Source organism: Sphingorhabdus sp. (genome assembly GCF_041737645.1).
Taxonomy (GTDB): domain Bacteria; phylum Pseudomonadota; class Alphaproteobacteria; order Sphingomonadales; family Sphingomonadaceae; genus Sphingorhabdus_B.
This window is the reverse complement of the sequence record NZ_JBGSRI010000058.1, coordinates 41,756-58,073: the sequence shown is the minus strand read 5'-3', so window position 1 is coordinate 58,073 and position 16,318 is coordinate 41,756. Positions and strand designations below refer to the sequence as shown.

Genomic DNA, 16,318 nt, shown 5'->3' with positions numbered 1-16,318 from the left:
GCGGTGGCGAGGGCGTCATCGGCGACCCGGATTTCCGCATCGGCGCGGGCCTGTTCCGCCAAGGCCTTTGCGAGTGAAACTTCACTTTCGCGCACCTGTCGTTCTGCGTTTTCGGCGACCCTGACAAGCGCGGGACGTTGGTCCTCTTGCGCCTTTATCGCTTGGTTCAAGGAGGCGCTTTCGCCTTGCAACCGGGCCAGGGCATCGGCGGCGTCGTGGGTCAGTCGGTCTTCTCGCGCTCCATCGTCGGCCATGCGGGCCGCTTGTGTCGTCAAATCCGCCTGACGCTGCAATATGCGGTCCAGATCGCTTTTCAACTGGACCAGTCTGTTCGACAGATCACTTGCCGCATCGCGCGCGGCCATGGCGACGGACCGCGCTTCGGCGAGTTCGCCCACCGCCTTTTGCTGCGCCGTGCTCAGCTCTCGCTGCTGCACACCGGCTTTTTCCACCGCTGTCGTCGCCGCATTGGCTTCGGCGCGGGCGGTATCGGCTGCGGCCTTTGCCTCTTGCCAACGCACGAAGATAAGCTGCGCCTCGGCCTGCAAAATCTCGCGACTGAGTTTGCGATAGCGTTCGGCCTGCTTGGCCTGGCGGCGAAGCTGGCCCGCGCGGGCGTCCATGTCAGCAAGGATCGTGGCCAGCCGGGACAGGTTAGCCTCGGCCGCACGCAGTTTTTGCTCGGCGTCCTTGCGGCGCACATGCAGGCCCGAAATACCCGCCGCTTCTTCCAGCATCTGCCGTCGTTCCTGCGGCTTGGCTGAGATGATCGCACCGATCCGGCCCTGGCTGACAAGGGCAGGGGAGTGCGCGCCAGTTGCCGCATCGGCGAAGATCAGTGCCACATCCTTTGCCCGCACATCACGGCCATTGGACCGATAGGCCGACCCCGCCCCGCGCTCAATCCGGCGGGTTACTTCCAGTTCGTGATCTGCATCGTTCGCGGCATCATTATAACGCTGCTCCGCCGAAATTGTGACTTCTGCAAAATCGCGCGGCGGGCGGGTAGCTGTTCCTGCGAAAATGACATCTTCCATGCCTGCGCCGCGCATCGATTTCGGGCTGCTTTCGCCCATGACCCAGCGGATGGCCTCCAAAAGGTTCGATTTACCGCACCCGTTCGGCCCGACAATGCCGGTGAGGCCGGTTTCGATCTTGAGTTCGGCAGGCTCGACAAAGCTTTTGAAGCCAACAAGTTTCAGCCTGTTTATTCGCACATGCTGTCTCGCCGACTACAAAAACCCATTCTTGTTCCCCGCGAAGCTCCTACCGCGCCCCTGCTTCGACCAGCTTGCCCTTCACCTGGACCCAGCCGTTCAAATCTAGCTTTGCACCGTTGAGGGTGAAAAAGGGCGTCCCGCTGACGCCGTCGTCATTTGTGGCTTTTTCGGTTTCAGCGATCAGTGCGTCGATTGCCGTTTTGTCGGCAAGGCAGGATTTGGCCTGATCTTCACTAATCCCGCGGGATTTGACGAAATCGATAAGACCCATTTTTGTGCCAAGAAGCGTTGCGATTTCCGCAGGGGTCATTTTTTGCATCGCTTGCTGGTCGGCTGGCGTTACGGTGCTCAACTTGCTCAACCAGCTTTGCTGTTCGGCATAAAGTTGCTCGATAAGCGGGAAAAACGCTTCCGGGCCGCTGCATGATGCCAAAAGGAAACCAGGAATATCCTGCACGCCGTGCACGAGAAAGGGCCTAAACTCCATCGCAACGACGCCGGTGTTTATCAATCCATTCAGCTCTTCGGTTGATTGGGCCGAAAATTGGGCACAGCCCGGGCACGTAATCGCGCCATATTCGATCAACTGAAGCTTAGCCTCTGGATTGCCCATCTTATAGCCGCCCGCTGCGGTTTTGCTGACTGTGTCGGTCCATGACTTTCCAGCAGGGGCAGCGACTTTTGCAATGGGTTCGCCTTTTGGCGCGCCAGCAGTATCGCCGCCGCTGCACGCCACAAGTGCGAGTGCTGCTGTGGCTGCGACCAATAAAGACTTTATACGCATATATTTTCCTTCAATCTTTCGATCCGTTATCAATTTAACTTTGTTTTCAGCTCGTCGAAGTTGTGGACATGGTCTTGCAATACCCCGTTGACCATGAATGAGGGCGTGCCCTTTACACCGGCAGCGCTGCCCTCGTCCGTCATGTCGATTACGGCCTTCAGCGCCACTTTATCTGCAAGGCACTTTTTGGCTTGATCCGGGGTAATTCCGCGCTGTTGCATAATCGGGGCAAGTCCGATTTCCTGATAAACACCGGTCATGAAACCGGCGAAATTCTCGCTCTTTAATTGCGCTTGGGTATTTGCCGAAATATTCTTGGTCTGTCCCAGCCAGATTGATTGGGTCGCGAACAGATGTTTCTGGTTGCCAAAGAACCTTCCCTTGCCGCCGCACCGGGCCAGCATGGCTGCGGTCAAATCAATCGGATTCAAAAGTAGATTGCGAATTTCAAGACTGGCTTTGCCGGTTGCGACATATTGCGCCTTGAACTTCGGTGATTCTTTTAATTCAAAATCCGCACAATGGTTGCAGGTATAGCTTAAATATTCGACGACTTTATTGGGCGCCGAAGGGTTGCCGATGATATGCGCGCCCTTGTCTGTGACCGTAAACGTCGAAAGCCAGTTGCTTTTCGCAGGCGCCGCAAGCGAACCGGCTGAAAAAGCCAGGGCGGTGGTTACCAGAATCGCGAGATATTTTGCATTTTGCGGCATAGGATTAGCATTACCCATATTTGTGACCCCGAACATCTGGAATCACTCACCGTCTTTGGCAAGGCTTTTTGCAAGACTTTCCAGCACGGCGAACAATTCCGGATCGCCGATCTCCCTTAACGATTCGCCTAATTCGAACGGGACCGGCTTTAACAAGGACGGGGTTGCGAGCTTGGCCTCGGGGGGCCGTGACACTGTTCCCTGTCGGATTTTGACGCGGGCAACGGCGGCATATCCGAAAAAGCGGTTTACCCGTTCGATAATCTCGGGAATTACGTGCTGGATCATCGTCGCGTGCGCGCCTTCAACGGTCAACTCCAGCGTTCCGTCAGATTTTTTGCCGAAGGGAAAGCGGATCGCTTCAGGGGCGGAAACGGTCGCATAACGGGTACCGACAATTTCATCCCAACGGCTGACTACCGAACTTTGGACAAATCCGAAACGGCGGAATGCAGCGCGGCCTATTTCGGGCATAAGCGCGGACACCGCCTTTGCTTCTCCGCCCCGGGGACGTTGATAGGGTTTGGGGGTGATCGTCTTTTTCGACCCCCGGTCAGATGTCTTGCCTTTGTCCATTGTCTCATCCATGCCATTTCTGATGAACGGCGTCCAACATTCTGGCCAGAAAATTGGGGATATCGCAGGGCTCCTGCTTGACCATTATGACCGGCATGCAAGGAATTTGCCGTGGCGCAAATTGCCCGGGCAGGGCTTGCCTGATCCTTATCATGTATGGATATCGGAGATTATGTTGCAGCAAACCACGGTTGCAGCTGTGATACCCTATTTCCAGAAATTCACACAGCGTTGGCCCGATTTTGCCGCATTGGCGGCCTGTGATGATGCCGATGTCATGGCGGCGTGGGCAGGGCTTGGTTATTACGCAAGGGCGCGCAATTTAATCCGGTGCGCGCGCACGATAATGTCTGATTTTGACGGCGTAATGCCTGAAGAAGAAACACAGTTGCGGACATTGCCGGGCATTGGCCCTTACACCGCGGCCGCGATAGCGGCGATCGCTTTTGGCAAAAATGCCGTCGTGGTTGATGCCAATATTGAGCGCGTCGTTTCGCGGCTGAAGTCTATTTCAACGCCGTTGCCGCAGGCAAAGCCAAGTATCTATGATGCAACGTCGGAAATTACCCCGAATTTGAGGTCAGGCGACTTTGCCCAGGCGATGATGGATCTGGGTGCGGGTATATGTTCGGTTAAGACGCCGTCTTGTCCTGTGTGCCCGCTAAATGCCCATTGTTCAGCATCAATCGCCGGAAACCCGCAGGATTATCCAGTGAAGGCGCCTAAAAAAGCCAAGCCTGTGCGAACAGGCACAATATATTGGATCACAAAGGATGACCTTGTCTGGCTTGTTCGCCGACACGACAAGGGGATGCTGGCCGGGATGCGTGCTTTACCAGATGATGGCTGGAATGCGCGAAGCGACGGCAATCAAACACCGCCGTTTGCGGCTGATTGGACTTTTTGCCGGACACACGTTTCGCACGTCTTCACCCATTTCTCACTGGATATCGTCGTTACCGTTACGGCATGGCGGGGTAAGGGCGATCCGCCGGTTGAGGGCGAGTGGTGGACCGTAAATTTGCTCGACAAGGCCGGTCTACCGACACTATTCAGTAAAGCAGCAAAAGTGGCAATCGCTTCGGGAGAGACGTAATGGAACATCAGGCAATCAGCGCAGCGGCATTAAATCGGCGCGGCTTTTTGGGCTGGAGCGGCGCGCTTGGTTTGGCTGGCGCGGCAACTGCATTCATGCCAGCCAAAGCTTGGGCATTGGCGATCGAGAAATATCCAACGATAAAGACTCAATTCGACAGCTATGTCGCATCGGGGAAATTGCCCGGAGTTCTGGCGTCGATCGGTAAAGGCGCAATCGCGACTGACGTGATTTCGGTCGGCACCATTGCCCAAGGCGACCAGACACCCGTTGATTTCGATACGCTATGGCGTGTGTATTCGATGACTAAGCCGATTACCGGCATCGCGGCCATGTTGTTGGTGGGCGATGGCAAAATGAAACTCGACCAACCCATTGCCGATTTCCTGCCCGAATTTGCGAAAATGACGGTTCTTTCCGATCCTGAAAATAGTCTTTCGGCGGTGCCCGCCAAAAACCAGATTACTGTCCGGCATTTGCTGACCCACACGTCGGGACTTGGCTATAATATCATAACCAAGGGACCGTTGTTGAAGGCATATAATGAACAGGGCATCAATCCTGCGATAATGAGCCGCTTCCCACTTCCCGGCTTTGAAACCCCGGCACCCACCCCCGATTTGAAGACTTTTGCCGAACGGGTGGCCGCTTTGCCCTTGATTGCAGAGCCGGGTTCAAAGTGGAGTTATTCCATTTCGCTTGATGTCCTTGGCCGCGTAATTGAAGCTGCCAGCGGGATGGATTTTGAAGCCTTTTTGAAAACACGGCTGTTTGAACCGTTGAAAATGACAAGCAGTTATTTCCAAGTGCCCGCCGCCGAAACTAAGCGCTTTGTGACCAATTATGCGCCCGTCAATGGCGTATTGATCCCCATAGATCCCGGGCCGACCAGCATCTATCTCGACAAACCTGCCTTTGCCTTTGGCGGGGCAGGTCTGGTGTGCTCGGCACGCGATTACGACCGCTTTTTGCACATGTTGCAAAATGGCGGGGAACTCGATGGGGTTCGCGTGATGGCGTCCGAAACAGCGGCACTGGCCATGTCCGATCTGTTACCCGCCGGCGTAAATACCGACGGTACATTCGTTGCAGGCGCAGGCAATGGCGCAGGTGGCCGCGTTGGCAAAGGTGCGTTTGAAGGAACATTTGGCTGGGGCGGCGCGGCTGGTACAGTGGCTTTTGTCGATACCCGCCGTAAGGTGCGCGCCGTGTGCATGGCGCAATATGTGCCAAGCAATGTATATCCCTTTCATGAGGAATTTGCAAAATGGGTGCTGAAGGATCTGGGCATAACGGCCTGATCTGATGATGAGCCCAGGCTTTACCGGATCACCTCTCGACCGTGCCGACCGTGTTCGGAATGATATAGAGGCTTATGTCGCGCTGTTGGGGGATTGGCGGGCACGGATTCTCGGGCTAGACGGGCTTGATCCCGTTGTCACCGCCGAAGGCGGATTGATGTGGCATTCGGTGGCTGAGTTATCCGGTTCCGAAGAACTCATCCTGCTTGGCTTGTCCGAAGGAAAGCCGCATTTTGTCGCTTTGGCTGAGGCAGAAGGCGATGTTTTCCGATCCCCTGCAATATGGCGCGCGCTTTCGATGTTACCGGCAGAAGACGCGGCGATATACGGCACCGCGCGTAGCTTGATTGAATGGCATAACGGCCATCGGTTCTGCGGCAAATGCGGACATCTGACGGCGTTGTTCCGCGCAGGCTGGGGCCGCAAATGCGGCAATTGCGGTAAGGAGCATTTTCCGCGCACCGACCCGGTTGTCATCATGCTGGCCGAATATGAAGGCAGGGCGCTCGTTGGTAGGCAGTCGCGATTTCCCCCTGGCAATTATTCGGCGCTGGCCGGGTTCCTCGAACCGGGCGAAAGCATTGAAGAAGCGGTGCGCCGCGAAATCCATGAAGAGGCTGGAATCACCTGCGGTAAAGTGCGCTATGTGACCAGCCAGCCTTGGCCCTTTGGTGGCGCGCAATTGATGATCGCATGTATCGTTGATGCGGTCGATGATGCAATAACGCTCGACACCGACGAGCTTGAGGATGCCAAATGGATCAGCAAGGAAGAGGCGCAAGCCGCGCTTGAAAATGCCGAGTCGCGCACCTTTAACGCACCACCGCCTTTTGCCATCGCGCACAGTTTGCTAAAACATTGGGCCATCACATGACGCCGTTGCGGATCGATATAGTATCCGATGTGGTTTGCCCCTGGTGCATCATCGGCTATCGCCAGGTGCAGATGGCATTGGAAATGTTGGATCAGCCGGTAGCGACCGAAACCTGGTGGCATCCGTTTGAACTGAACCCGAATATGCCGCCCGAGGGCGAGGATACGGCCGAACATATCGCCCGCAAATATGGCAGCACGCCCGAACAAAGTCACGCCAACCGGCAACGCCTTGCCGATATCGGCGAAAGTGTGGGATTCACTTTCAATTATGGCGAGGGGATGCGGATCTACAACACGTTCAACGCCCATAAGCTGCTAACGGTTTTTGGCTCCGAGCGCGGTTGGCAGGCGCAGACGGCTTTAAAAATGGCGTTATTCAAAGCCTATTTTCAGGAACGTCGCGACGTCAGCGATATGGCGGTGTTGGCGGAAATCGCGGAACAACAGGGGATGGAGGCGTCCGTCGCACAAGCATGGATGCTCGACGAAAGCCTGACGCAAGGCGTTCGGGCCGAACAGCGGCAATGGCTAGACGAAAATATCACCGGCGTGCCTGCAATCATTTTCGACCAGAAATTCATGGTTCCCGGTGCCCAGAGTGCTGAGACTTTTGCCGGGGTTATCGGCAAGGTTTTGGCAAAGCGCAACGCCGGGGCGGTTGTGGACTAGGTTGAGGACTGTCCTTTTATCTTAGCATGAAACAACCCCCTCTCTCCTTCAGGGGAGAGGATACGGAGCCTTGGCCGACAGGCCTAGGCGCAGTTGGAGAGGGGCCACAACGGCGAGGTATGTGCGCGATCTCCCCCTCTCCACTGCGTCTAATGGCTAAAGCCATAAGACTTCGTACCTCTCCCCTGAAGGAGAGAGGAGGGTAAGCGGCGGGAAGAAAAAGGCATTCTCCCAACATTTACCGCAGGCAAAACAGCCCTCTCTTAAACCAGCCCCATCTTCATCAAATCGCCCAGCATCTTGGACGGCATGACGTCACGGGCGTCTGCCTCGCCATCTCCAAGATCGGGCGGGGCGTCTTTTTCTTCGAGATAGCGCCAGCCTTGATGCGCGCGTTTGGGGACGCCGCGGACGGGAATAAGGCGCGGTTCTATCCGTATCCAGTGGCGGCCTGCACCATTCTCCATGAAACCGAGTATCGGGCTTCGGCCAATCATGGTGTGGGCATGTATCCAGTACAGCGATCCACCGGCCATTTCTGCGACCCGTTTTGGCAAATAGCGCGTCGTCAGCCGCACTTCGCCTGCCTGTGCATAATGGGTAAGGCGGTCCCGCAAATCGGCGGCACCGGTTGCACCGAAGGCAATTTTGGTCATGTTCAAAGGCATAAGTGCAATATGTCTATCGCAGCTTTACCCTGCAAGCCCACTGAACACGGCCAGCCCCAGGAAAATAAGAAAGCCCATCGAATCGGTGATCATCGTCACGAAGATCGAACTCGAGACAGCAGGATCTTGATCCAGCCGGTCGAGAATGACCGGAATGGCGACGCCGGACAGCCCTGCCAGCGAAATGTTGCACAATATGGCCGCCGCGATGACACCGGCCAGCAACCAATTGCCGAATATCAAGCCAGCGCCAATGCCAGCGATTATCGCGATGGTCGCACCAATCAGCAGCGCAACGCGAATCTCGCGCCAAATAGAGCGCATCGTATTTGATTGGGTCAATTGGTTGGTGGCGAGCGCACGCACCGTAACCGCCAATGTCTGCGTACCGGCATTGCCGCCAATCGAGGCCACAATCGGCATTAAAATCGCCAGCGCCACCATTGTTTCAATGGCCGCGCCAAACTGCGCGATAATGAAGCTTGCGACCATCGCCGTGCCCAGATTGGCAATCAACCAGCGGACGCGCGCCTTGTAACTATCGGCTATCGGCTCGTTAATGTCGCCTTCGCCCGCACCCGATAGCTGAAGAAAATCCTCATCTGCTTCCTCTTGGATGATGTGGACAATGTCATCTGCGGTTATAACGCCGACCAGCCGACCTGATTGATCGACAACGGCGGCCGAAATCAGGGCGTATTTCTGGAACCGGAGCGCGACTTCTTCCTGATCCATATCGACGGGAATTAACGTCTGTTCGTGTGCCATGATTGCGCTGACGGGAACTTTGCGCTGGCTTCGCATGATCCAGCTTAGCTTGCACGTGCCAACAGGCTTGTGCTGCGGGTCGACCACAAACACTTCCCAGAATTCCGTCGTTAGATCCTGATGGTCGCGCAGATAATCGATCAGCTGCCCGACGGTCATATGTTCCGGCACCGCGACCAGTTCGCGCTGCATGATGCGGCCTGCGGATTCGTCGGGATAAGACAGCGCGGCTTCGATGACGGCGCGGTCTTCGGGGTCGAGCTCGGCAAGGACGGCCTGCTGGTCCTCCTCCTCCATATCCTCGATAATTGCGACGGCGTCGTCGGTGTCGAGCTGTCCGGCAAGGTCGGCGACCTGTGCAGCCGGAAGCGCGTCGATGATATCATCGCGCACCCAGTCGTTGATTTCGGCGAGCACCTCGGCGCTCATCAAATCGCCCATCGCCACGGCGAGCGGTCCGCGCCGTTCCGAAGATGTCTGTTCCAAAAGGTCGGCAATATCAGCTTCGTGTAACGGCTCGACGAGGCGTTTGACCTCATCGGTGTCGCCGTCTTGCACCGCTTCAAGAACGCGGGCGACGAAGTCACGGTTCAGGATATTGTCTTCGTCCAGTGTTTCCATGACTTCTTCGTCGATGGTGACGGGTTCGGCTTGTTCGCTGGTCATATGCGGCCTCCCCTCGGAACGTTGGATGCAGGTTGGCATCCTCCTAAGCGTCCATGTTCAAAATGCAATGATTTTGGCTTGGCCACAGCGATTGCTTGCCCTAGGGCTTGCGGCATTCATTCCAGAAGGAGCACGCTATGTCAGATGAAACCCTAACCCTAAGCCTTGATGACGGCGATGTTGTCATCAAACTGCGTGCCGATCTGGCACCAAATCACGTTGCGCGTATCAAGGAACTGGTCGGCGAAGGATTTTACGATGGCGTGAAATTCCACCGCGTCATCCCCGGCTTCATGGCTCAAGGCGGTTGCCCCAATGGCACCGGCATGGGCGGGTCGTCAAAACCGAACCTGATGCAAGAATTCAACGCCGAACCCCATGTGCGCGGCGTATGTTCGATGGCACGGACCAATGATCCGAATACCGCAAACAGCCAGTTCTTCATCTGCTTTGACGATGCCTCTTTCCTTGACCGGCAATATACCGTTTGGGGTCAGGTTATCAGCGGTATGGAACATGTCGACGCGCTGCCCAAAGGCGAGCCGCCGGCGAATCCCGGTGTTATCCGCAAGGCAACAATAGCGTAAGTTTTTGGGGACTGTCCCTTTAGGGACGGTCCCCAATCTATTTCCTACTCGGCGTCGGCCTTTGGCGGCTCTGGCGGACGCATGGCTTCCATGGCGGTTTTTAGCTCGGCGACGGAGATTTTGCCGTCCTTGTCGGAATCGATGAAATCGAAATGCTGGACCATCGGGCCTTGTGCTTCTGTTTTGGCGATGAACCCGTCTTTATCGGCGTCCAGAAAAGCGAAAATCTGTTCAGGACCTGGCATGCCGCCGGCTGGTGGTGCAGGGGTCTGCTGCGCGAACGCGGCGGTGGCGCAAAACAAAAATGCGCCGATAGCGATTGATTTCAGCATGTATTTTCCTTTTTCCTAGTAAGAATTGCGTCGTGCTCAACCCAAGGTGAATGTGCCCTTTACGACCGTTACGCAGTGGCCGGAGAGCCAAGCCTTGTCTCCATCCAAACGGCATTTCAGATACCCGCCACGCGCCGATGCCTGGTGCGCCGTGAATTCGTTGCGGCCAAGTTCCGCTGCCCAATAAGGGGTCAGGACAGCGTGCGCGCTGCCGGTGACGCTGTCTTCATCTACGCCTGCGCCGGGTACGAAAACACGGCTTACCACATCGGTGTCGGTCCCGGGGGCTGTGGCCGTGAAGCTGTCATCGCCAAAGGCGGCCAATGCCTTCATATCAGGTTTCAGCGCAAGGATTTCGGCGGCGCTTTCATAGCGGAACAGATTGTAATGATCCGGATTGCGCCGCATCGACAATGGCTTGCCGCCCATTGCCGCCATCATTTCAGGGATAGTGACGGCGTCTGTGGAAATAGCGGGAAGGGCGACCGCATAGCCGTCCCCTTCGCGCCGGACTTCGAGGATTCCGGCCTTGCGCGTGCGGAATGTGATGCGTTCTTTTTGCGGGTACTGTTCGAGCAAAATATGCCCGCTGGCCAATGTCGCATGTCCACACAGGCGGATTTCGACCGCGGGCGTAAACCAGCGCAGTTCATAGTCCGCCGCGCCGGTTGCATCGGGAATAGTGAAGGCGGTTTCGGCGAAATTGTTTTCCTCGCCGATGGCCTGCATGACGGCATCATCGAGCCATGCGTCCAACGGCATGACCGCCGCCTGATTTCCGGTAAAAGGCCGGTCGGCAAAGGCATCAACGTGGAAATAGGGCAATTCAGTCATGGTCGTGATCCTGATGTTCAATTGTTTCGGACGGGATATAACCGAGTTCGTCCTTATGGCCTTCGGGATCCGGGTGGATCAGCACCTCGACACCGGGAAATTCCTGCATCAGCGCTTCTTCAACCTCATCCATGATTCTGTGCGCCTGCAATATCGTCATGTCGGGGTCGACCCAGACATGGAACTGACAGAAATCATGTACGCCGCTGGACCGGGTTCGCATATCGTGGATACCGCGCAACTGCGGATGACGCATCGCGACTTCGATAAATTGATTGCGCCTTGCCTCCGGCCATTCGCGGTCGAGCAATTGGTCGAGTGCCATTTGGGCGGCGCGAAAGGCACCCCATAACAACCAAAGCGCAATGACCAAGCCGAATAGCGGGTCGGCCCCACGCAGATGTAGAAAGGATTCAAGCGCAATGCCGATGATGACTGCGATATTGAGCAGCAGGTCCGACTGGTAATGGACATGGTCGGCGTGAATGGCGACCGAGCCTGTCTTGCGGACAATCTGCCGCTGATATGCAAGCAGAGCCAGCGTAGCGAAAATAGCAATGACCGAAACCCCGATGCCATATTCGGGGTGCGCCGTTGACTCGTTCGAACCCAGCCTTTCGACTGCACGCCAGCCAATCAGGATCGCGGACACGATGACCAGAACAACTTGGATCAGGGCCGAAAGCGCCTCTGCCTTGCCATGTCCGAAACGATGATTGTCATCCGCCGGACGGGCGGCATAGCGCACGCTGAACAGCGTCAGCAACGATGCGAGGACATCAAAGCCGGTGTCGGCCAGCGACCCGAGTAACGCCACCGATCCGGTTTCGGCGGCGGCAAACAGTTTCAATGCCAAAAGGAATAGAGCCATCGACACGCTGGCAATCGCCGCGCGGGTGGTCAGCGACCCGTGCATTTCGTGATGATGGTTGTGGGCCAGGCTCACGGATAAAGCATTCCACTGGTCCAGCCGCCGGCGGTGCGTTCGTACAGCCAGCGTTCGTGCAGACGGAATTCGCGATCTTGCCAGAATTCGATCCGCTTCGGGCTGACCATCCAGCCGGACCAATGCGGCGGGCGCAGGACGTCCTGCCCTTCAAAACGGGCTTCAGCTTCGGCAAAGCGAGCCTCGAACGTAGCGCGGTCAGCGAGCGGACGGGATTGGTTCGAAGCCCATGCGCCAAGTTGCGAATTGCGCGAGCGGGTGGCGAAATAGGCGTCGGCGACTGCATCTTCGACCGGACTTGCGCCCCCTTCAATCCGGATTTGGCGGCGCAGCGATTTCCAGTGGAACAGCAGGGCGACGTTCGGATTTTCAATCAATTGTCCTGCCTTGCGGCTTTCAAAATTGGTGTAGAAAACAAATCCGCCGTGCGAACCCAAGTCTGCGCCATGTCCCTTCAACAGAACCATACGCACCGACGGTTGCCCGTCCACCCCCGCTGTAGCCAGCGCCATCGCGTTGGAGTCGTTGATTTCACTGGCGCGTGCTTCTGAATACCAGTCATCGAACAGTATGAAGGGATCGGGTCTTTCCATATCGCGGCGATAGGCTAGACTTGCGTCAGTTGAAAGAGGGAAGACATTTTTATGCCTTGGGAAAACATCTTTACCTGGACGAACAGTTGGGCGTTGTTTTGCTGGCTTATACTTGCATTTGCTCCGCAACGGGACCGCGTTCTGCCCTATGTTTTCTATCTGGGATGCGGATTATTGGCACTCACTTATGCGTCGCTTATCATACCGTTGATGGCTGGCTGGATTGATGATGGCGGGCCAGTTGGTCGGCCGCCCGCAGATTTCACGAAGCTGTCGGGCGTTATGTCCTTGTTTGCAAGCCCGGGCGGCACGACAATCGGATGGATTCATTATCTGGCGTTTGACCTTTTTGTCGGCATCTGGGTTGCACGCAATGCCGACCGTCATGGCTATCACCGCGCTGTGCAGATACCAATTTTGTTTTTCGTCTTCATGCTTGGGCCCATCGGATTGCTTTTATATCTGATTTTGCGCGCTACACATAAGGGAAAACCCGAAAATTCAATGCTACCGAGTTGACTTATGTGCAACAATCCCGATTTAGAGTAGTAGAATGCTAACACAGGGACAAGAATGGCCGATCCATATTCGATTTTGGGCGTATCAAAGGACGCGGACGAGAAGGCGATAAAGACCGCCTATCGCAAGCTCGCCAAAGAACTGCATCCGGACAAAAATACTGATAATCCCAAAGCTGCCGACCGGTTCAGCGAGGTTACGCGCGCCTATGACCTTTTGTCCGATGCCAAGAAACGGGCGCAATATGACCGCGGAGAAATCGACGAAAATGGTCAGGCGCGTGCACCATATGGTTATGGCGGCGGTGGCGGATTCGGAGGATCAGGGCAAAATCCGGGAAGCGCGAACTTTGACTTTGCTGGCAGCGGCATCGATTTGGGCGACATATTTGACGGCATTTTTGGCGGCGGCGGTACTGCCGGTGCCAGACCGAACCCCGGACCGCGCCCGCAGCCCCAGCCTTTGGCCAAGGGTGCCAATATCGCCTATGAGCATTTGGTTTCCTTCACTGACGCTGCAACTTTAACCCCGCAGCGCATTACGCTGCGTGACGGCAAAACGGTTGAATTCAAGCTACCCAAGGGCGTCGTTTCAGGGCAGCAGATCCGAATTCCGGGCAAAGGTCAGCCTGGCCCTGCGGGTCATGGCGATGCTATGGTTACTCTGAAAATCGGGAAACATCCCTATTTGTCGCGCGATGGCGATCATATCCGTATCGACCTTCCGATATCGCTGAAAGAGGCGGTGGCTGGTGGTAAAGTCAAAGTGCCTACGGTCGATGGTCCCATATTGCTGACCGTACCGCCGCGTACGAATTCAGGCGCGACCTTGCGGATAAAGGGCCGTGGATTTACCGACAAGGCAGGGGAACGTGGCGATCAATTGGTCAGCTTGATGATCCATCTGCCGCAAGACCCTGCGGAATTGGCGAAGCTGAACGAATGTCTGTCTGATCAACCCGTGCGGGTCAATATGGGTGTCTGAACATTCTCCCCTCTCTCCAGAGGCCCGGGCGCACAGCGCCGCGTTGCATGGCGAGAGTGAAGCCCGCTGGTTCTCGCATCTCGATACTCCGCGACAATTGTGGGAGGTCATGAAGCGCGTCTTTGTCGGCGTGTATAGCGAAGGCTTTGTTCATGCGGGTAACTTTGCCTATCTTTCACTCGTCGTGCTGTTTTCCTTTTGTATTGTGGCGGCCGCGATTGCCGGTGCATTTGGCCAAACGCAATCGGGCATCGCGCTTATCAACGCTTTTTTCCAGACGGTACCGCCCGGCGTTGCTGATGCCCTGCGCGGGCCGGTGGAAAGCGCGATGGCGGCCCGATCCGGCCCACTTTTATGGTTTGGCGGCGCGGTTAGTCTATGGACGACGGCCAGCCTGATTGAAACCATCAGGGATGTGATGCACCGATCCTATGGTACACAGCCGCATCTGCATTTCTGGCAATATCGGTTGAGTTCGCTGGGGACAGTGGTGTTTTCTGTGCTTCTGGCGATGGCGGCATTCAGCGCGCAAGTTATGGTGACGGCAATCGAAGATCTTGTTTACCGCTTCATCCCGTCGGCGCAGAATATTGCAGGATATTTCGCCCTTGGCCGCTTTGTGCCTTTCCTTATATTATTTGCTGCTATCTATCTGATATTCCGGGGCCTGACCCCCCAGAAATATCGCGCGCGCATTTATCCCAAATGGCCGGGTGCGGCGCTGGTCAGTCTGTGGTGGCTTGGTTGTACCGCGGTTTTGCCGTGGTTTCTGTCCACCATTACCAATTACGATGTTACGTATGGCAGCCTTGCCGGTGTGATGGTCGCGCTTATCTTTTTCTATCTGGTCGGCTTGGGCATGGTGACCGGCGCGCAATTGAACGCGGCACTGGCCAACGCGCATGAAAATGGACTAAGGGACCGATAACCCGAACTTTTCAAGATATGAGGATAGTATGAGCGGATTGATGGCTGGTAAACGCGGGCTCATAATGGGCCTCGCCAATGACAAGTCACTGGCATGGGGTATCGCGCAGCGGTTGAAAGCCGAGGGGGCTGAATTGGCATTCAGCTATCAAGGCGACGTGATGGAAAAGCGCGTTCGTCCGCTGGCGGAGCAATTGGGATGCGACTTTCTGATTGATTGCGATGTTGCTGATATGGCCAATCTTGACCGCGCCTTTGCGACGCTCGCTGACACATGGCCGACCATCGATTTCGTCGTCCACGCCATTGGGTTCACCAACAAAGAAGCGCTGCGCGGCAAATATTTCGATGTCAGTCTTGATGACTTTCTCATGACGATGAACATTAGCGTTTATAGCTTCACCGCCGTCGCCAAACGCGCCGCTGCGTTGATGCAGCCGCTTGATCCGGAAACGGGCGAGGGTGGCGGTTCCATGTTGACGCTGAGCTATTATGGGGCGGAAAAGGTCGTCCCGCATTACAATGTTATGGGCGTTGCCAAGGCGGCGCTTGAAGCATCTGTCAAATATCTCGCCAACGATGTGGGGCCAGGCGGCATCCGGGTTAACGCGATTTCGGCAGGGCCAATCAAGACATTGGCGGCATCGGGTATCGGGGATTTCCGCTACATAATGAAATGGAATGAATTAAATTCTCCACTGCGCAGGAATGTAACCATCGACGATGTCGGCGCATCCGCGCTGTATTTCCTGTCGGACCTGTCCAAAGGCGTGACGGGCGAGACTCATCATGTGGATGCAGGTTATCACACCGTCGGCATGAAGCAGGAGGATGCTCCTGATATAGGTTTAGCGTGATGATATCGGGCCATAGCAACGAACTCGTCCTGCTCCTCGCCGGCTGCGCTTTGCTGGTCGGGTTGCACGGATATTGGCACGCGAAGCATTATTGGGAAGGCTTGCCGCCGATACTCGACGGCTTTGTGTCGATGGCTGGATTTTGCGCGGTGATCGCGGCTTTTGTCGGGGGCGGACGGATAGGGCTTGTGTTTAATCATCCCCATGCCGCGCGTGTTCTGGCGATTGCGGTGACAATAATAGCCTATCGCGCGGTGCGGACATGGATTGGCAAGGAACAGGTTCGTTACCACAAGCTGCGCTCGGAAGGGGCCGTAGATCGGTCGTGACGGTGCATCTGGACAGCGACCTTGCGCTGCCGCAAAAGGGCAAGGCAAACTATGCACCCGCTTTTGCGCGAAT

At 56.0% G+C, this 16,318-nt stretch carries 20 protein-coding genes; 10 read left to right on the top strand and 10 right to left on the bottom strand.

The window, feature by feature from the left end:
• The 4 genes from ACEW72_RS10950 to ACEW72_RS10935 all read right to left on the bottom strand — a co-directional run.
• Window positions 1-1,217: AAA family ATPase (locus ACEW72_RS10950; RefSeq protein ID WP_373476415.1), on the bottom strand; the 1,217-nt coding region annotated here is incomplete at its 3' end.
• Window positions 1,218-1,266: 49 nt separating this feature from the next.
• Window positions 1,267-2,004, bottom strand: coding sequence for a thioredoxin domain-containing protein (locus ACEW72_RS10945; protein WP_373476414.1), 738 nt, complete (start codon window positions 2,002-2,004; stop codon window positions 1,267-1,269).
• A 29-nt stretch (window positions 2,005-2,033) separates the two neighbouring features.
• Window positions 2,034-2,753, bottom strand: a complete 720-nt coding sequence (locus ACEW72_RS10940) for a thioredoxin domain-containing protein (protein ID WP_373476413.1) — start codon at window positions 2,751-2,753, stop codon at window positions 2,034-2,036.
• Window positions 2,754-2,759: 6 nt separating this feature from the next.
• The gene (locus tag ACEW72_RS10935) at window positions 2,760-3,305 is read right to left on the bottom strand and encodes a DUF721 domain-containing protein (RefSeq protein ID WP_373476412.1); all 546 of its coding nucleotides are present in this window, start codon (window positions 3,303-3,305) and stop codon (window positions 2,760-2,762) included.
• Between the two features lie 10 nt (window positions 3,306-3,315).
• Here ACEW72_RS10935 and ACEW72_RS10930 point away from each other — a divergent pair, with 10 nt between their 5' ends.
• The 4 genes from ACEW72_RS10930 to ACEW72_RS10915 are packed head-to-tail and all read left to right on the top strand — an operon-like array spanning window position 3,316 to window position 7,235.
• Window positions 3,316-4,389: an A/G-specific adenine glycosylase gene (locus ACEW72_RS10930; protein WP_373476411.1), complete on the top strand. Its 1,074-nt coding sequence runs from the start codon at window positions 3,316-3,318 to the stop codon at window positions 4,387-4,389.
• Window positions 4,389-5,690 (top strand): serine hydrolase domain-containing protein, encoded by a 1,302-nt coding sequence (locus ACEW72_RS10925; RefSeq protein ID WP_373476410.1) that lies wholly within the window; start codon window positions 4,389-4,391, stop codon window positions 5,688-5,690. The genes ACEW72_RS10930 and ACEW72_RS10925 overlap by 1 nt, the downstream gene beginning before the upstream one ends.
• A gap of 4 nt (window positions 5,691-5,694) precedes the next feature.
• On the top strand, window positions 5,695-6,564 hold the full coding sequence (gene nudC, locus ACEW72_RS10920; protein WP_373476409.1) for an NAD(+) diphosphatase: 870 nt from the start codon (window positions 5,695-5,697) through the stop codon (window positions 6,562-6,564).
• On the top strand, window positions 6,561-7,235 hold the full coding sequence (locus ACEW72_RS10915) for a DsbA family oxidoreductase (RefSeq protein WP_373476408.1): 675 nt from the start codon (window positions 6,561-6,563) through the stop codon (window positions 7,233-7,235). Before nudC ends, ACEW72_RS10915 begins: the two co-directional genes overlap by 4 nt.
• A 263-nt stretch (window positions 7,236-7,498) precedes the next feature.
• On the opposite strand, the gene ACEW72_RS10910 is transcribed toward ACEW72_RS10915, so the two are convergent.
• The gene (locus tag ACEW72_RS10910) at window positions 7,499-7,903 is read right to left on the bottom strand and encodes a DUF1489 family protein (protein ID WP_373476407.1); all 405 of its coding nucleotides are present in this window, start codon (window positions 7,901-7,903) and stop codon (window positions 7,499-7,501) included.
• Between the two features lie 24 nt (window positions 7,904-7,927).
• Entirely contained in the window at window positions 7,928-9,337 is a 1,410-nt protein-coding gene (gene mgtE / locus ACEW72_RS10905; protein WP_373476406.1) for a magnesium transporter, read from the bottom strand.
• A 137-nt stretch (window positions 9,338-9,474) separates the two neighbouring features.
• Between mgtE and ACEW72_RS10900 the strand changes: the two genes are divergently transcribed.
• Window positions 9,475-9,924: a peptidylprolyl isomerase gene (locus ACEW72_RS10900; RefSeq protein ID WP_373476405.1), complete on the top strand. Its 450-nt coding sequence runs from the start codon at window positions 9,475-9,477 to the stop codon at window positions 9,922-9,924.
• A gap of 44 nt (window positions 9,925-9,968) precedes the next feature.
• On the opposite strand, the gene ACEW72_RS10895 is transcribed toward ACEW72_RS10900, so the two are convergent.
• Genes ACEW72_RS10895 through pdxH form a run of 4 tightly spaced genes read right to left on the bottom strand, consistent with a single transcriptional unit; the run spans window position 9,969 to window position 12,629 of the window.
• A complete protein-coding gene (locus ACEW72_RS10895; RefSeq protein WP_373476404.1) occupies window positions 9,969-10,256 on the bottom strand; it encodes a hypothetical protein in 288 nt (95 codons plus the stop codon).
• A 36-nt stretch (window positions 10,257-10,292) separates the two neighbouring features.
• Window positions 10,293-11,090 carry a PhzF family phenazine biosynthesis protein gene (locus tag ACEW72_RS10890; protein WP_373476403.1) on the bottom strand — a complete coding sequence of 266 codons (798 nt, stop codon included), beginning with the start codon at window positions 11,088-11,090 and terminating at the stop codon, window positions 10,293-10,295.
• The gene (locus ACEW72_RS10885) at window positions 11,083-12,006 is read right to left on the bottom strand and encodes a cation diffusion facilitator family transporter (protein ID WP_373476421.1); all 924 of its coding nucleotides are present in this window, start codon (window positions 12,004-12,006) and stop codon (window positions 11,083-11,085) included. Before ACEW72_RS10885 ends, ACEW72_RS10890 begins: the two co-directional genes overlap by 8 nt.
• A gap of 26 nt (window positions 12,007-12,032) precedes the next feature.
• Window positions 12,033-12,629 (bottom strand): pyridoxamine 5'-phosphate oxidase, encoded by a 597-nt coding sequence (gene pdxH, locus ACEW72_RS10880; RefSeq protein ID WP_373476402.1) that lies wholly within the window; start codon window positions 12,627-12,629, stop codon window positions 12,033-12,035.
• Between the two features lie 51 nt (window positions 12,630-12,680).
• On the opposite strand from pdxH, the gene ACEW72_RS10875 reads away from it, so the two are divergent.
• The 5 genes from ACEW72_RS10875 to ACEW72_RS10855 are packed head-to-tail and all read left to right on the top strand — an operon-like array spanning window position 12,681 to window position 16,245.
• Window positions 12,681-13,148, top strand: coding sequence for an ABA4-like family protein (locus ACEW72_RS10875; RefSeq protein WP_373476401.1), 468 nt, complete (start codon window positions 12,681-12,683; stop codon window positions 13,146-13,148).
• A 54-nt stretch (window positions 13,149-13,202) separates the two neighbouring features.
• A complete protein-coding gene (locus ACEW72_RS10870; protein WP_373476400.1) occupies window positions 13,203-14,132 on the top strand; it encodes a DnaJ C-terminal domain-containing protein in 930 nt (309 codons plus the stop codon).
• Entirely contained in the window at window positions 14,125-15,060 is a 936-nt protein-coding gene (locus ACEW72_RS10865; RefSeq protein WP_373476399.1) for a YihY/virulence factor BrkB family protein, read from the top strand. The genes ACEW72_RS10870 and ACEW72_RS10865 overlap by 8 nt, the downstream gene beginning before the upstream one ends.
• A gap of 28 nt (window positions 15,061-15,088) precedes the next feature.
• Window positions 15,089-15,916, top strand: coding sequence for an enoyl-ACP reductase FabI (fabI, locus tag ACEW72_RS10860; protein ID WP_373476398.1), 828 nt, complete (start codon window positions 15,089-15,091; stop codon window positions 15,914-15,916).
• Entirely contained in the window at window positions 15,913-16,245 is a 333-nt protein-coding gene (locus ACEW72_RS10855) for a hypothetical protein (RefSeq protein WP_373476397.1), read from the top strand. The genes fabI and ACEW72_RS10855 overlap by 4 nt, the downstream gene beginning before the upstream one ends.
• Window positions 16,246-16,318: the final 73 nt, after the last annotated feature.

Bases quoted from the DNA above. Each gene is read 5' to 3' on its own strand.
- ACEW72_RS10945 (WP_373476414.1), bottom strand. From the start codon at position 2,004: ATGCGTATAAAGTCTTTATTGGTCGCAGCCACAGCAGCACTCGCACTT.
- ACEW72_RS10940 (WP_373476413.1), bottom strand. From the start codon at position 2,753: ATGTTCGGGGTCACAAATATGGGTAATGCTAATCCTATGCCGCAAAAT.
- ACEW72_RS10935 (WP_373476412.1), bottom strand. From the start codon at position 3,305: ATGGATGAGACAATGGACAAAGGCAAGACATCTGACCGGGGGTCGAAA.
- ACEW72_RS10930 (WP_373476411.1), top strand. From the start codon at position 3,316: ATGAACGGCGTCCAACATTCTGGCCAGAAAATTGGGGATATCGCAGGG.
- ACEW72_RS10925 (WP_373476410.1), top strand. From the start codon at position 4,389: ATGGAACATCAGGCAATCAGCGCAGCGGCATTAAATCGGCGCGGCTTT.
- nudC (WP_373476409.1), top strand. From the start codon at position 5,695: ATGATGAGCCCAGGCTTTACCGGATCACCTCTCGACCGTGCCGACCGT.
- ACEW72_RS10915 (WP_373476408.1), top strand. From the start codon at position 6,561: ATGACGCCGTTGCGGATCGATATAGTATCCGATGTGGTTTGCCCCTGG.
- ACEW72_RS10910 (WP_373476407.1), bottom strand. From the start codon at position 7,903: ATGCCTTTGAACATGACCAAAATTGCCTTCGGTGCAACCGGTGCCGCC.
- mgtE (WP_373476406.1), bottom strand. From the start codon at position 9,337: ATGACCAGCGAACAAGCCGAACCCGTCACCATCGACGAAGAAGTCATG.
- ACEW72_RS10900 (WP_373476405.1), top strand. From the start codon at position 9,475: ATGTCAGATGAAACCCTAACCCTAAGCCTTGATGACGGCGATGTTGTC.
- ACEW72_RS10895 (WP_373476404.1), bottom strand. From the start codon at position 10,256: ATGCTGAAATCAATCGCTATCGGCGCATTTTTGTTTTGCGCCACCGCC.
- ACEW72_RS10890 (WP_373476403.1), bottom strand. From the start codon at position 11,090: ATGACTGAATTGCCCTATTTCCACGTTGATGCCTTTGCCGACCGGCCT.
- ACEW72_RS10885 (WP_373476421.1), bottom strand. From the start codon at position 12,006: ATGCACGGGTCGCTGACCACCCGCGCGGCGATTGCCAGCGTGTCGATG.
- pdxH (WP_373476402.1), bottom strand. From the start codon at position 12,629: ATGGAAAGACCCGATCCCTTCATACTGTTCGATGACTGGTATTCAGAA.
- ACEW72_RS10875 (WP_373476401.1), top strand. From the start codon at position 12,681: ATGCCTTGGGAAAACATCTTTACCTGGACGAACAGTTGGGCGTTGTTT.
- ACEW72_RS10870 (WP_373476400.1), top strand. From the start codon at position 13,203: ATGGCCGATCCATATTCGATTTTGGGCGTATCAAAGGACGCGGACGAG.
- fabI (WP_373476398.1), top strand. From the start codon at position 15,089: ATGAGCGGATTGATGGCTGGTAAACGCGGGCTCATAATGGGCCTCGCC.